Genomic DNA, 14,971 nt, shown 5'->3' with positions numbered 1-14,971 from the left:
GGGGTCTCACCCTTCCCGCTACTCCCAAAGGAGTCTCTCTTTTAGCGAAAAGGTACAATCCCTTCTTATTACATTGTAGTTATTAGATTCTATTCAAACGTTATCTTTTAAGGAATATAAGTGACTAACTTTTATTAATATTGATTACACCCTAATAGGAAATGAATATTAAAAAAGGCACAACTTATAAAAGTTGTACCTTTTTACCTTAATATCATTGTGTAACAGAATCTTTTAATGCTCTTCTTAATATTTTACCAGTTGCGTTTTTAGGAAGCTCTGGAATAAATTCGATTGACCTTGGTACTTTATATTTTGCTAAGTATGCTTTGCAATAATCTGTCAGAGCTTCTACGCTTAATTGTGGATTTCTTGTTACTACGTATGCTTTGACACTTTCTCCAAAATTATCGTCCGGTAATCCGATTACAGCACATTCAACTACTTCTGGATGGTTATAAATTACTTCTTCAACTTCACGAGGATACACATTATATCCTCCAACGATGATTAATTCTTTTTTTCGATCTACTATATAGAAGTAGCCATCTTCATCTACTCTTGCTAAATCACCAGTATATAACCAGCCATCTCGAATAGTCATTGCGGTTTCTTCAGGCATGTTATAGTAACCTTTCATAACATTTGGGCCACGGACAATTAACTCTCCTACTTCTCCAACTGCTACTTCATTTCCTAATTCATTTACTACTTTATTTTCTACATTGCTAATATTTGTTCCAATTGATCCTGCTTTTCTTGGACGATCTAATGGATTAAATGCCGTAACTGGAGATGCTTCTGATAATCCATAACCTTCAGAAATAATGACCTTAAATTTCTGTTCAAAATTCTCTAATAATGCAACTGGTAAAGATGAACCACCGGAAATGCATAATCGAATTGATTCAAAGTCTTCAGTCTTTCCTTCTGGATATTGATATAAGAAATTATACATTGTTGGTACACCTGCAAAAACAGTTGCCTTTTGTGTTCGAATAATATCAAATATTTCTTTCGGACTAAATTTAGGCACAAGAATAACTGTTGCTCCATACATTAACGGTGCATTTAATGCCACAGTTAAACAGAACACATGGAATGCTGGTAAAGTTGCAATTACTTTCTCAGCACTCGAAAAGCCAAGAAAATGTCCAGCATCCATTGCATTTGAATAAAGATTTTTATGCGTTAACATTGCCCCTTTTGGCTTACCTGTTGTACCAGATGTATATAAAATTACTGCTAAATCATCATCTTGTAAGTCCGGTTCATTGAAGTCTAAGTCTCCAAGACCAACAACATTTGTAAACGATTTCAATTTATTGTTTTTAAATTCATATGGATTTTCTTGCTTTGTTTCACAAATAATGAAGTGTTCTATGTTGGGAAGAATTGGTGAAGCTTTTTCTACTAGTGGAAGAAATAAATCTAATGTAATTACAGCTTTTGCATCGCCATTCGTTAAAATATAAACTAATTCATCAGGTGAATAAAGAGGATTAACAGGTATGACAGCCGCTCCTACTTTCATTGCACCATATAGCGAAATAATAAAATGTGGTGAATTCCCTACGACTAACGCTATTTTATCTCCTTTTTTAATACCTAATTTAGAAAGGCCACTTGCAAATTTCGTAATGTATGTATCTAGTGTTGAATAAGAAAATGATTGCCCTTCAAAAACAATTGCAGATTGTTCAGGATGCTTTAAAGCTGTTTGTGACAGTGTTTGAACTAAGTTCAAGAAAAATTACCTCCTTTTGAATAACAATTTAAAATATTCTAAATATATTATATTGCTAGAAAACAATTCTGACAAGTGAGAATAATTTTACTTTTTCAAACTACAATTAATCGCACTACAAAAAAAAAAGAGTGGTTTCCCACTCTTTTTTAAAATAATAAACTCATAAATTCTTCTTTTGTTACATTTCCAAAATAATGGTTCATATTAAGATCATTAATTTTATTTTCAATCTCTTGTTTATCAAACCTAGTACCAACAAGAATCTGTTCGATATCAGCTACATCACCTACTCCAAAGAAATCACCATAGATTTTTACATTCTCTATGATTCCTTTGTTTACATCTAAACGAATGTCTACAGACCCTGCTGCGAATCTCTTACTTTGCTGAATATTACATTTAGGTGATTTTCCAAAATTCCAATCCCAATTTCGGTATCTACTCTCTGCTAGCTCTTTAATATTCTTTATGTCTTCTTCTGTCCATTCGTATCTTTCTATTTTACCGTGCTCTTTAAAAATAGATTGTAAGATCAAATCTTTAAATTCCTGAATTGTAATATTCTCGGATAAAAATTCCTTAATGTTTGCAACTCTACTTCTTACCGATTTAATCCCTTTAGATTGAATCTTTTCAAGCTTTACATTTAATGCGTTAACAACTTCATCAATATTACTGTTAAACAACAAAGTACCGTGGCTAAACATTCTTCCTTTCGTTGAAAATTGAGCATTCCCCGAAATTTTTCTACCTTCAGCTAATATATCATTTCTTCCACTAAGTTCAGCATTTACCCCAAGTTCTTTTAAGGCTTCGATGACTGGCTCAGTAAATTTTCTAAAGTTATGGAAACTATCACCATCGTCTTTCGTGATAAAACTAAAATTTAAATTTCCTAAATCATGATATACAGCCCCACCACCAGATAACCTTCGAACAACGTGAATATTATTTTCATTCACATATGAAGAATTAATTTCTTCTGCAGTGTTTTGATTTTTCCCTATTATGATTGATGGCTCATTAATATAAAACAAAAAATATGTATTTTCAGGATCCAGATTTTTCAACGCATATTCTTCCATCGCTAAATTTAATGTTGGATCGGTAATTCCTCTATTATCTAAAAAAAGCATTTTTCTCCTCCTTAATTATGATTTCCATACAAACCCCGTATAAGCTAGATGTACTTGTCCATTATAATACTTTTCGGCTTCACTTATTAAATGTTTTGTATCACCACTATGGGGAAGATGTGACAAAAGAAGTTCTTTTACTTCTGCATGAGATGCAATCGTTGCAGCATCTTTACTACTCATATGCCCCACCTTTTTACCATCTTGATTCTCATACATGTTACAGTCACTAATCAGTAAATCTGCATTAGCAGCAAACTGTACGAAATCTTCTGTATAGCTTGAATCCGCTGTATAAACGACCGAGTGGCTTGATGTCTCAATCCTCATTGCAAAACAATCAACTGGGTGAACTGTCTTCATAAAACGAATTGTAAATGGTCCAAGATTGAGTGTTTCATTTGGATCATATTCATATCCCTTAGTTGCTTCTTTATATGTTAATGTTTGGAATTTTTCAGTATCTAAATTATGACCATAAATAGGCAATGCAAACTTTTCTATTCCGGAATTTACAAGTTTATAATATTGGAGCACTCCGATATCTGCAATATGATCATGATGATAATGTGAAATGATAACAGCATTTATACTTTTAAGGTCAATGAAATTTTGTAGACTTGCTAATGCACCCGATCCACAATCGACTAGTAAATTAAAGTTTTTTGATTTAAATAAATAACATGATGTTGCTTCACCTTTTCCAGGATAGCCACCCCAAAAACCAATAACGGTTACTTTCATGAATAACACGCTCCTTTTTACCTATTATTCCTATGAATATTTAAATTTATAAGCTTGGCTCTATCAGTAATCAAAAATAGGCATTTAGTTTATTTTTTAAAATTGTACTAATACAGATTGACATTTAATAAGTTGTAGTAATACAATAATAACAAGATAACTAAAGGAGATGGTAGCATGCTAGTGAAAATGTCCGAATTTTTAAAACTATTACCAAAAAAACAGTGTAAACAATGTAATTCGACGATTGAGGAGCAACACGATTGCTACAGTAACACTTGTTCAAATTGCTTAAAAAATAGTTTTTAACTTTAGTGTTTAGATTTATAAAAGGATGAACTAGTACAGTTCCATAAAAAAGAAACCTCGCCGATTAGCGAAGACAGATTATCCATAAAGTTGGTAACTAACTGCTGCCAATACTTTCTAAATAGAAAAAAAGAGCAACCTAAAAGTATCATTATACTTTTTCGGTTGCTCTTGTTTTTAATATTTAATCAACACAACTTAAGAATTTGGGACAGCTTGTTTTTCATTAGAAAATAAAAATTCAATTGTATCTGAAACTGCTTTTTCACCTTGATCAATACAATCCGGTAATCCAGATCCATAAAATGAACAGCCAATCACTGATACACCAGGCATTTCTTTTTGTAAATACTGTTCCATTTTTTTCGTACGTTCTTTATGGTTGATCGTATATTGAGGCATAGCGTCTTTCCATCTTGAAACGACATAAAACTCTGGTTTTTCTGTTATATCCATTGTTTTTCTTAAATCTTCTAATACAATTTCAACAAGTTCTTCATCTGTTTTATCGACTATTTCCTTATTATAAGGGCGTCCTACGTAACAACGTAATAATACTTTTCCTTTCGGACAAGCATGTGGCCATTTTTTATGAGTCCATGTACATGCTGTAATATTATAATCATTATTTCTAGAAACCACAAAGCCTGTACCGTTAATATCCTTCTTAATTGCTTCCTCTGGAAATGCAAGTGCAACATTTGCAACTGAAGTAGAAGGTACTTTTTTGAATGGCTCAAAAACAGGTTTATTGTTGAAAATTTCAGGAATAAAACGATGAGGTACAGTAACGATAATGGAATCTGATTCAATCGTTTCGTTATTGCTAAGTACAATCTCATATTTCTTTCCAATTTTATTTATATTAACAACTTGGACGCCTTTTAAAACTTCTTCTTTATCTAGGTGATCTTCAATTCGTTCTACGATTGTTTGAAGGCCTGTACTTACAGTCTGGAAAATACCTTTTCTTGGACCTTTTGATTTTTTAACAGGCATTTCTTTTTTCATTCCTAATACAATACTTTGATGTTTTTGTTCAATTTGGAAGAATTGCGGAAATGTTGCCATTAAACTCATTTGATCAATATCTCCAGAATAAATACCTGATAAAAGCGGTTCAATTAAATTTTCAACTACTTCATTCCCAAGTCTTCTTCTAAAAAATTTACCTAATGACATATCACCTTCAACATGCGTTTTAGGTAAAACAAAATCTAAACTTGCACGAAGTTTTCCTGCAGGTGAAAAGAGACCTGAAAACACAAAAGGTTTTATTTGAGTAGGTATCCCCATATTCGAACCTTCTGGCATACCATGTAATTTATTATGTGCTAAAACATAAGACTTTCCAGCCGTGTTAAAGACTATTTTATCTTCAATACCTAAATTTTCGGCTAATCGATACGCGCTCGTTTTCCTTGCTAAGAATGAATCAGGTCCACGTTCAATTACAAATCCATCTTTTCGTATAGTTTGGATTTTCCCACCAAGTTTTGAAGATCCTTCAATTAATTGAATATCAATAGGAAGGTTATTTTTTAGTTTTTCTTGTTTTAAATAGTAGGCAGCTGTCAATCCAGTAATTCCGCCACCAATAATGACAACCTTCTTATTCACTTCATTACCTCCTATTTCAAAACTGTATTATTGCTCGTTCCACTTTCTTAATACAACAGTACTAAGTCCACTAATAAATAATGGATCTGTATTAGGCATTGGAGGTCGAACGTAAGCTTTTTGAATTTCATCTGTTACAATTTTACATTCAATATCATTATCATAAAGTACTTCTAAATGTTCACTTACAAAGCCTAAAGGTAAATAAACATACGTATCAAAATCATAATTATCATTTAACTCACGTGTTAAATCTTGGACATCCGGACCAAGCCACGGTTCAGGTGTATTACCCGCACTTTGCCAGCCTAAGAAATAATGTCGAATATCAGATTGTTCTACAACCAATTGAGCAGTTTGCTTAAGCTGTTCTGGGTATGGATCACCGTAAGTTAGTATTTTTTCAGGTAAACTATGTGCTGAAAAAATAAAGGCAGTTTTAACACGTTGCTCTTCATTCATTGGCTCTAGAACCTTCTCAACTTCACGAACCCAATATTGAATAAATTTTTCTTCCTTATACCATTCATCAACATGTAAAATAGTCGGACCGTCAATTTTTTCAGCGTGATTCGTCGCACGTTCATTATAAGACTTAACACTAAAAGTAGAATAGTGAGGTGCAAGAACAATACTAACCGCTTTCGTTATACCATCTTTTTTCATTTCTTCTACTGCATCTTCAATGAATGGCTCAATATGCTTTAGTCCAAGATACATTTTGAATTCTACTTTGTCTTGGATTTTATTTAAGTCTTCTTCTAATGCTTTCCCTTGCTCAAGCGTAATTTTTGCTAATGGAGAGATTCCACCAATTGCACGATATCTTTCTGTTAGTTCTTCTAATGCTTCTGGAGAAGGCTTTCTCCCTCTACGGATATCTGTATAATAACGCTCAATATCTGATTCTTTATATGGCGTACCGTATGCCATAACTAATAAACCGATTTTTTCTTTCATGTCATCACCATAGTCCTTTTATATTAACCTTAACCTCTAGATGAATACTCATGTACAAAACTTGTTAATCGTTTAAGAGTATCAGGATTTACTTCTGGGAATACCCCATGACCTAAGTTGAAAATATGACCAGGATTTGCCATACCTTCATCTAAAATTTCTTTAGCTCGTGCTTCGATTACTTCCCAAGGAGCTAATAAAAATGCAGGATCTAAATTACCTTGTAGTGTTTTTGTAATGCCTAATGAACGCGCTTCAGAAATTGACGTTCTCCAATCTAATCCGATTACATCAACTGGTAGTTCATTCCATTCATGAATTAAATGGCTTGCACCGATTCCAAACATCGTCGTTGGGATCTTATCCGCTTTTAAAGCAGTAAAAATTTTCTCCATACATGGTTTAATATAAATTCGATAATCATTCGCATTCAATGCGCCTACCCATGAATCAAATAGTTGAATTGCACTAGCTCCTGCTTTTACTTGTGCCTTCACATATTTAATAGTCATGTCAGCTAAATGATCCATAAGCGCAAACCAAGCTTCTGGTTGAGCATACATAAATGATTTTGTTTTATTATAGCTTCTAGAAGGTCTTCCTTCGATCATATAACTAGCAACCGTAAAAGGAGCCCCAGCAAATCCGATTAATGGTACAGAAAGAATTTCTGTCGTTAATAATTTAATTGTGTCGTAAATATACGGTAATTGCTCTTCTGGATGAATATCAGTTAACTTTTTTACATCTTCTAAAGAACGAATTGGATTGCTAATTACCGGACCTACTCCTGATTGTATTTCTACATCTACTCCAATTGCAGGAAGTGGAGACATTATATCTTTATATAAAATTGCAGCATCAACATTATATTGTTCTACTGGAAGCGCTGTTACGTAAGCGCATAATTCAGGCTGATGTGTAATTTCAAATAAAGAATATTTCTCTTTTATTTTTCGATATTCTGGTTGTGAACGACCTGCTTGTCTCATATACCAAACTGGCGTATGTGTTACAGCTTCTCCTCTAATCGCTTTAAGAAATGTATCGTTAAAATCTTTTTTCATCCTTCAAAGTCTCCCTTTCACTTTTCCAAACTCTACTATTAAATATACTGATTGAACCATTAATTGTATAGAAAACTTAAATTTTGACACATAAAGTTCAATTATTTTACAATTTTTGTCAATTAATAGATCTATTTTACTACCAGACTTTTCCCATTAAAAATTATATCAAAATATATGTAAAATATCGAATTAATAATCTTAGAGTTTTAATCAAATTTTAAGAACAGGTTAAGAAAAAGTAGGGTTTCCATGACAGAAATATTACGCTTACATTAACTGCACTTCCTGTTTTTTAAGATTTTTATGATGAAATAAAAAAACTCCCCTTCAAATCATTTGATAAGAAGGAGAGCCTTAAAATGTCTATTCCTTATTTCTTATGTTAGGTTTGACAAGTTTAGACCTATTACCTACTTCTTTTGTTTGTGGATTATAAGGTACTACATAATAAGAAGGTACATTAAATACATTTACGAATGAATCTTTGTATTCATCTACTCCTGTTACTGTATCAATTAATTTCTCTTTCCCATTCTTCACTCGATATATTCGATACTGTTGTCTGTGGTCAGTTGGTGCATTCCAGTGAATAACAACTGTAAATAATCCAAATGGTGAGAACGATACTTTTGATCTAACATTTGAAATAGGTTCTAGATTGATTGGCGATTCTAGATCATCTATATTTTTAGGTTTTTCAAAAACTGTAGATGGTTCTCTTCCTGCTTCACTTAAGATTTTCTTAAATAAAATTGTAGGATATGCACTTCCATTTCTTAAGAAATGTTTTGAATCCGTTTTATCATATCCCATCCAAATTGCACCAACTACATCTGGTGTATACCCTACAAACCATGCATCCTTATTTCCGTTTGTTTGTCCAGGTATATTTGTTGATCCTGTTTTTCCTGCTAAATCACCTTTAAAACTACCTTTATTAGCTGTTCCCTCACTTACAACACCTCTGAGCATTTTTGTCATATACCAAGAAGTTTGTGAAGAAAAGACCTTATATTCCTTAATTTTCGCCTCGGCTACTAATTCATTGTTACGATCATAAATTGCGTTTATTACGAATGGTTCCAATGCATCTCCATCATGATCAAAAGAACTATATGCTTTAACTAACTCTAATGGAGTTAATCCTTCTTTAAGGCCACCAAGAGCCATACTTAAACCTTTATCTGGAATATTTAAATTCATCTTCTCAAGATATTGTTTCGCATTATCTATTCCTATGTCATTTAGTAACCAGACTGCCGGTACATTTGCTGATTGAAGAAGTGCATTATACATTGAAATATTTTTCGAATAAACTTCATTATAGTTTTTAGGTTTATACTCTCCCAATGCACTTTGCTCGTTAGGAATTAAGGAATATGGATTATAATTTCCTGTTTCAAGTGCGGGCGAATAAACTAGTAATGGCTTGATGGTTGAACCAGGTTGCCTTTTCACATTAACACGATTCAAGCCCTGAAAGTAATAATTCCTACCACCAATTGCTGCTTCTACTCCACCTGTTTCGGCATTTATTAAAATAAATGCTCCTTCAGCATTTTGATCTGTTCCGGGAAAATAGTTTCCATTTTTAAAATATTTATAGGCAGTTAACTGAGTTTTCTTATGAATCGGGACAACTACTTTATATCCACCATTTAAAAGTTCATCATAAGAAATTCCATATTTCTTTTTTGCCTCCTTAATGACCATGTCAATATACGTAGCAAAACCATTTTCAAATTTTTGTTCAGTAATATGTAAAACTGTTGGCTTAGATTTGGCTTTTTCATATTCAGAATTCGTTATATAGTGATTATCAAACATTTTATATAACACTAGATTCCTACGCTCTAAACTTCTTTGTGGCTGTGAAACTGGATCATAATGAGATGGAGCCTTTAGTAACGCTGCTAGAGAAGCACTTTCCTCTATAGACAAATTTTGAATATCCTTCCCAAAATAATACTTTGCTGCGCCACCAATTCCATATACTCCGTGACCAAAATAGACCTGATTTAAATACATTTCTAATATTTGATCTTTCGTATACTTTCGTTCTAAGTTAATAGCGATGATAACTTCCTTTGTTTTTCTCATAAAAGATTTCTCATTCGTTAAAAATACATTTTTTGCGAGCTGTTGAGTAAGAGTACTTGCTCCTTGAACCTTGCTAAATGCTTTTATATCATTTGCTACAGCACGGATGATTGATTGCGTATCAATTCCGTGATGTTTATAAAAACGTTCATCTTCAATTGAAACTACTGCTTGTTTAGTATAATCAGGTATATCATCTATCGAAACAATTTGATGGTTCTCATTATAAAGCTTTGAAACAAAATTCCCCTCTAAATCTACCATTTCTGACGAGGAATGAACTACTAACTTATCCTCATCAATCACATAGTTTCCTAAAAAGACAATAAGTAGAAATCCTATAAAGCTAATTAACAGGACACTTAACAGTCCTATTGCTAAATATCCCCATTTTTTCAAACGTTTCACCTTCATTTCTCTAACCATATACCTACTAGTATATCCATTAATTCCCATGAATAAGTCATTAATTCCTTCTTTTCGATACATATTTCCTTGGAAATACATTTTTCGTCATTTGTATTATGTAGATAATTTAAAGGATATCAAATACATTTCTTGAATAGGTTATATAGATAATTTGTAGGAGGGTGAAATAATGACAGATTTATTTACTTTATTAGATTCATATTATCCTGAAATGGTATCTACTCGGAGATACTTACACGAGAATCCAGAGCTTTCATTTAAAGAATACGAAACGGCAAAATTCATTCAAAATTTTTATAAACAGTTAAACATTCCATTTAAATCAAACGTTGGTGGTAACGGAATCGTTGCAACAATAACAGGTCGTAATCCTGGAAAAACGATTGCTCTGCGTGCGGACTTTGATGCACTACCAATTCAAGATGAAAAGAATGTTCCATATTCATCAAAAGTACCTGGGGTTATGCACGCATGTGGACATGATGGCCATACTGCTACATTATTGTATTTAGCAAAAGCTTTACATGATCTGAAAGATTCATGGGATGGAAAAGTTGTCTTACTTCATCAACATGCTGAAGAATATGCACCCGGTGGAGCTATTTCAATGATTGCTGATGGTTGTCTTAATGAAGTAGATGAAGTTTATGGAACACATTTATGGGCTATTGAAGAATTAGGTACAATAGGGTATCGAAGTGGACCAATTATGGCAGCCGCTGATCGTTTCTCAATTACGATTCAAGGTCAAGGTGGTCATGGTGCAGAACCACATCGTACAAAGGATAGTATTGTAATTGCTAGTCAGCTTGTTTTAGCACTCCAACAAATCGTTAGCCGTGAAATAAATCCAATTGATACTGTCGTCCTATCAGTTGGCAGTTTTGAAGCTAAAAACGCTTTTAATGTCATTGCTGATCGTGCAACGTTAATAGGTACAGTTCGTACATTTAAAAAAGAAACACAGCAAAAGGTAAAAGAACAAATGGCAAGAATCATTAAAGGAATTTGCCTTGCGAACGACGTTACATATGAATTTAAGTACGATGAAGGCTATCCACCAGTAGTAAATCACGAAAAAGAAACTGACTTACTAGTAAAAATAGCTGCTTCAATTGATGAAGTGACTCATTTAAAAGAAATGGAACCTAAAATGGGCGGTGAGGACTTTGCTTACTATTTACAAAAAGTTCCTGGAACTTTCTTTTTCACAGGAGCAAAACCTCCTCATGTAACAGAAGCATATCCACATCACCATCCAAAATTTGATTTTGATGAAAAAGCGATGCTAATTGCAGCAAAGACACTTGGATCTGTAACGTTAGCTTCTTTAAAACAATCACAAAAACTAGTCGAACAAAAATAAGGAAAAAGGAGAACTTACATAAGTTCTCCTTTTTGCTTCATATATCTTAAACGATAAGCATTCTTTGCAGTTTCACCTAATTGCTCAAGTAACTGATAATTTACATACGCTCCAACAGGTGCACCGATAACAGGTACTAATTGTAAGAGCTTTGCTAAATCGATATGATCTCTATACTCTTGTTGTAAGTGCTCCCAATTGACTTGTGGATTTTCGTCTATTTTATCTTCCCAATTTTCGATAACTTGGTAAATTTTTTTTCGATGATCGTCACTTGAAAAAGCTAATTGAAAAATATATAGCATGAATTGACGTTCAAGTTCATCCTTTGGAGAGTAACCATAAATTTTTGCAGCTTCTACTAGGAACCTAATTTTTATCCCCATTAATAGTGGAAAATCGGCAAGTCCAAGTAATAAACCACCTGCCCCTGTTCCTGCACCTTCGACAGCAGAAATCTTTTTGTATTCATTAAGTTTTTTATCTAACATTAAATCTTTTTCTCTGATTGATAATGCTTCATACTCTTCACCACTACCATTAAATATAGTAGATCCACCCATGAATAATACCATCATATTTTTTACTGCTTTCGTAAGTAAATCTTGGATTTGTTCTGGCAATAACGATTGAATCTTTAATTGGACTTTTTTTGCAGATGTTTGAAAAAAATTAGAATCTGCCATTATTTTTTGCTTCCATCTAGATAATTCATATTGAATACGAAGTTCGTAAGAATCCATTTTAGTCCACCCTTTACAATTTTTGTGGCTGACTCAGTCTTTTTTGAACGTAAATTTTAATGAACCACAATGAAAATAAAGTATACACCACGATCGCAATAATAAAGTTTAAAATTGACAATCCCTTAATTAAACAAATCATACTAAAAACAAGACTGCATATTAACAGTAGTATATACAAAAGTATCGAAATAGATTTTTTATTTTCTTCATTTGCATATGGATAAATTTTCCATAATAAATGATAATTATATTGTTTCAATATCGACATATTTTGAATTGAAATTACATAAAGAAATAAAATACCTACTAATACTTTTCCAATTAAAGTTGGCACTAAATAGACTACAAAGCCCCCTACAAATACCTGCCTTAAAAACATACTTAAATAATTACCATTTCGAATGAATGTTCGAACAAGGAGATAATTCGCAGCATTTTTGGTCTTAATTTTATTAATAATTGAATCTGCCCATTTTCTACGTTTCACTTGTTGCTGTATTGATGGAACATCAGTAAACAGATTCGCGAAACGATAAAAAGTAGCTAATCTTGACGTATCTAGTTTGACGTTTCGATCCCATTGTACTCGTTTATTTTCACTACTGATTTGAATGAGTAAAGCATAACCAGCTAAAATAACGATGGAAATTAATAAGAAAAAACTATTCATTTTACTTAGCAAACAATAAATAAAAAAGAAAGTAAAAATGAATCTAAAACAATAATCGAATGTACGACTTATCATTCCTTTATTTGAAAGATGTAAATAAGAAATAAATAAATGATATCCTTTTAATAAGAAAATAATTACCATAAAAACAAGAAAGCTTGTAGTTTCCCCTAATAAAAACTTCTTATAAAGTGGATAAATTACACCTAATAACATTAACAATAAATATGCCTGAACAACATATGAGATGAAAAAAGAGCGAATAAAATAACCCTTCATCTTCTTTTCTAAAGGAAGTAAATAATGTAAATCTGGCCCTCTAAAAAATGTCATTACTTGTCCAGAAATAACAATTAAACCAAATAAAAAAGAGATAAGTAAAATTATTGGAAAATCTGGAGAAATTGTCTTTAACAATTGTTGATAATAATATGCTCCTCCTCCAAACGCAAAAACAATTACAAACTTAATATGATCATTAAAAATATAACGACCATATCTGCTCATCTCTTTAATAAAACTCCTATACCGCGCTAACCATAGTTCTTTGATTGTGCTCATAATTCTTTTTCCTTTGTTGCAAAAATATAAATTTCATCTAATGAAGCATTAGGCATATTAAATTGTTTTTGTAATTCATTTAAAGTACCTTTCGCAATAATTAAACCTTCATGCAGAATTATAAAAGAATCACAATAAATTTGTGCCGTTGAAAGAATATGAGTAGACATTAATATTCCAGCACCATTTTCTTTTTCTTCCTTTAATATTTCCAGCAAATCATTAATGGCAATTGGGTCTAATCCTAAAAATGGCTCATCAATTATGTATAGTTGAGGTTGGACAATAAGAGCACAAATGATCATTACCTTTTGTTTCATACCTTTAGAAAATGTAGAAGGAAAATATTTTCTCTTATCGTTTAATCGAAAAGTTTTTAATAATTTTTCACTACGCTCTTTAAAGTCTTTTTCAGAAATACTATAAGCTAAAGCTGTAATTTCAAGATGCTCCTGTAATGTTAGTTCATCATAGATCATAGGTGTTTCAGGAACATATGACAAACTTGCTCGATAAGCAGTTGGATCCTTATCAAATGATTCTCCATTTATCAAAATTTCGCCTTTAGAGGGCTTTAAAAGTCCTAATATATGCTTGATCGTTGTACTTTTCCCCGCACCATTTAAACCAATTAATCCTACTAGTTCATTTTTTTCGATTGTAAACGAAACATTTTTTATAACTGGCTGTCGTGTATATCCGCCTGATACATCTTTTACATTTAATAAAGTCATTCACTACAAATCCTTTCAAATGTACTTTCCTCTATTATTGTATTGTATCAAATAATAATCTTAACTTCCTTAATATCATATTTATGTCATATTAAAAAAAAATCCTTCTTTTTTGTATACTATTTTCGCTTAAGGGTATTCTAATTTTTGAAGGGAAAGCAACACACTCTTTCCAGTTCAATCATTTGAAATGAGGTGTGTGTTAAAGATAGTTAAATTTGCGTTCAAACCTAAGTCAGATATTTGTTTTAAGTGAAATGAGGTATCTCCTAAGACTAAACATCGTTGTCATATACAACAGTGATAAAATCTAAGGAGATGGTGCGCTTGAACAGTATCATTCATAACAAAGGTCTTTAGTATACCAATTTGTAAATGAGGTGTCTCGAGCAGAACATATAATTTATTTTTAGGTGTACCAATTAATTGAACATTAAAGCAAATGAGGTGTCTGTTAAAGACAATTTAACTTAATAACCAACAATCTTTTCTAATCTTTCTCCTTCAGCAAGAAGCAACTATTAGTTGCTTCTTGTTTTATTTTTGGCTTTGTTAATGATAATTGTTGATTTTTTACAGAACACATATTTGAAAAAGATTTTATACAATTTAAAGTTGATTGGAATACTGTAAATGTCTTTCCTGCTTTTCCTGCTTTTCCTGCTTTTCCACTTTTACTATTTTTTCTGCTCTTTAAATGCATACTATCTCTTCTTATGGGTATTCTAATTCTTGAAGGGAAAGCAACACGCTCTTTCCAGTTCAAACAATTGAAA

13 protein-coding genes are annotated in these 14,971 nt (G+C 32.2%); 2 read left to right on the top strand and 11 right to left on the bottom strand.

From position 1 onward, the window contains the following. Positions 1 to 214: 214 nt before the first annotated feature. The 3 genes from B7R67_RS20395 to B7R67_RS20385 form a co-directional block, all read right to left on the bottom strand. Positions 215 to 1,747 (bottom strand): fatty acid--CoA ligase family protein, encoded by a 1,533-nt coding sequence (locus tag B7R67_RS20395; protein WP_088072828.1) that lies wholly within the window; start codon positions 1,745 to 1,747, stop codon positions 215 to 217. Positions 1,748 to 1,896: 149 nt separating this feature from the next. Beyond that, the gene (locus B7R67_RS20390; RefSeq protein WP_088072827.1) at positions 1,897 to 2,886 is read right to left on the bottom strand and encodes a lipoate--protein ligase; all 990 of its coding nucleotides are present in this window, start codon (positions 2,884 to 2,886) and stop codon (positions 1,897 to 1,899) included. A 15-nt stretch (positions 2,887 to 2,901) separates the two neighbouring features. Then, positions 2,902 to 3,630 carry an MBL fold metallo-hydrolase gene (locus B7R67_RS20385; RefSeq protein WP_088072826.1) on the bottom strand — a complete coding sequence of 243 codons (729 nt, stop codon included), beginning with the start codon at positions 3,628 to 3,630 and terminating at the stop codon, positions 2,902 to 2,904. Positions 3,631 to 3,807: 177 nt separating this feature from the next. Between B7R67_RS20385 and yhfH the strand changes: the two genes are divergently transcribed. After that, positions 3,808 to 3,939, top strand: coding sequence for a protein YhfH (gene yhfH, locus B7R67_RS20380; protein WP_088072825.1), 132 nt, complete (start codon positions 3,808 to 3,810; stop codon positions 3,937 to 3,939). 198 nt (positions 3,940 to 4,137) lie between these two features. On the opposite strand, the gene hemY is transcribed toward yhfH, so the two are convergent. The 4 genes from hemY to B7R67_RS20360 form a co-directional block, all read right to left on the bottom strand. After that, positions 4,138 to 5,559, bottom strand: a complete 1,422-nt coding sequence (gene hemY, locus B7R67_RS20375; protein ID WP_088072824.1) for a protoporphyrinogen oxidase — start codon at positions 5,557 to 5,559, stop codon at positions 4,138 to 4,140. Positions 5,560 to 5,586: 27 nt separating this feature from the next. After that, positions 5,587 to 6,519: a ferrochelatase gene (hemH, locus tag B7R67_RS20370; protein ID WP_088072823.1), complete on the bottom strand. Its 933-nt coding sequence runs from the start codon at positions 6,517 to 6,519 to the stop codon at positions 5,587 to 5,589. 29 nt (positions 6,520 to 6,548) lie between these two features. Further along, complete coding sequence (gene hemE, locus B7R67_RS20365; RefSeq protein ID WP_088072822.1) at positions 6,549 to 7,586, bottom strand: uroporphyrinogen decarboxylase; 1,038 nt, start codon at positions 7,584 to 7,586, stop codon at positions 6,549 to 6,551. 366 nt (positions 7,587 to 7,952) lie between these two features. Beyond that, positions 7,953 to 10,103 (bottom strand): transglycosylase domain-containing protein, encoded by a 2,151-nt coding sequence (locus B7R67_RS20360; protein WP_088072829.1) that lies wholly within the window; start codon positions 10,101 to 10,103, stop codon positions 7,953 to 7,955. Positions 10,104 to 10,284: 181 nt separating this feature from the next. On the opposite strand from B7R67_RS20360, the gene B7R67_RS20355 reads away from it, so the two are divergent. After that, positions 10,285 to 11,484 carry a M20 family metallopeptidase gene (locus B7R67_RS20355; protein ID WP_088072821.1) on the top strand — a complete coding sequence of 400 codons (1,200 nt, stop codon included), beginning with the start codon at positions 10,285 to 10,287 and terminating at the stop codon, positions 11,482 to 11,484. Between the two features lie 14 nt (positions 11,485 to 11,498). On the opposite strand, the gene B7R67_RS20350 is transcribed toward B7R67_RS20355, so the two are convergent. The 4 genes from B7R67_RS20350 to B7R67_RS20335 form a co-directional block, all read right to left on the bottom strand. Then, positions 11,499 to 12,227 (bottom strand): EcsC family protein, encoded by a 729-nt coding sequence (locus B7R67_RS20350; protein ID WP_088072820.1) that lies wholly within the window; start codon positions 12,225 to 12,227, stop codon positions 11,499 to 11,501. Positions 12,228 to 12,240: 13 nt separating this feature from the next. Further along, positions 12,241 to 13,461, bottom strand: a complete 1,221-nt coding sequence (locus B7R67_RS20345; RefSeq protein WP_088072819.1) for an ABC transporter permease — start codon at positions 13,459 to 13,461, stop codon at positions 12,241 to 12,243. After that, positions 13,458 to 14,195, bottom strand: coding sequence for an ABC transporter ATP-binding protein (locus tag B7R67_RS20340; RefSeq protein WP_088072818.1), 738 nt, complete (start codon positions 14,193 to 14,195; stop codon positions 13,458 to 13,460). The genes B7R67_RS20345 and B7R67_RS20340 overlap by 4 nt, the downstream gene beginning before the upstream one ends. Positions 14,196 to 14,685: 490 nt before the next feature. After that, the coding region (locus tag B7R67_RS20335; RefSeq protein WP_208615676.1) for a hypothetical protein at positions 14,686 to 14,971 on the bottom strand (286 nt) is incomplete at its 5' end.

This window comes from Gottfriedia luciferensis (assembly GCF_002156865.1).
In the GTDB taxonomy this organism is placed as follows: Bacteria; Bacillota; Bacilli; order Bacillales; family Bacillaceae_G; genus Gottfriedia; species Gottfriedia luciferensis.
Note: the sequence above shows the minus strand (reverse complement) of the source record. Positions and strands in the feature narration are given on the sequence as shown.

Coding starts and splice junctions, on each gene's coding strand:
- B7R67_RS20390 (WP_088072827.1), bottom strand. CDS start 2,886: ATGCTTTTTTTAGATAATAGAGGAATTACCGATCCAACATTAAATTTA.
- B7R67_RS20340 (WP_088072818.1), bottom strand. CDS start 14,195: ATGACTTTATTAAATGTAAAAGATGTATCAGGCGGATATACACGACAG.
- hemE (WP_088072822.1), bottom strand. CDS start 7,586: ATGAAAAAAGATTTTAACGATACATTTCTTAAAGCGATTAGAGGAGAA.
- B7R67_RS20385 (WP_088072826.1), bottom strand. CDS start 3,630: ATGAAAGTAACCGTTATTGGTTTTTGGGGTGGCTATCCTGGAAAAGGT.
- B7R67_RS20350 (WP_088072820.1), bottom strand. CDS start 12,227: ATGGATTCTTACGAACTTCGTATTCAATATGAATTATCTAGATGGAAG.
- B7R67_RS20360 (WP_088072829.1), bottom strand. CDS start 10,103: ATGAAGGTGAAACGTTTGAAAAAATGGGGATATTTAGCAATAGGACTG.
- B7R67_RS20345 (WP_088072819.1), bottom strand. CDS start 13,461: ATGAGCACAATCAAAGAACTATGGTTAGCGCGGTATAGGAGTTTTATT.
- hemH (WP_088072823.1), bottom strand. CDS start 6,519: ATGAAAGAAAAAATCGGTTTATTAGTTATGGCATACGGTACGCCATAT.
- yhfH (WP_088072825.1), top strand. CDS start 3,808: ATGCTAGTGAAAATGTCCGAATTTTTAAAACTATTACCAAAAAAACAG.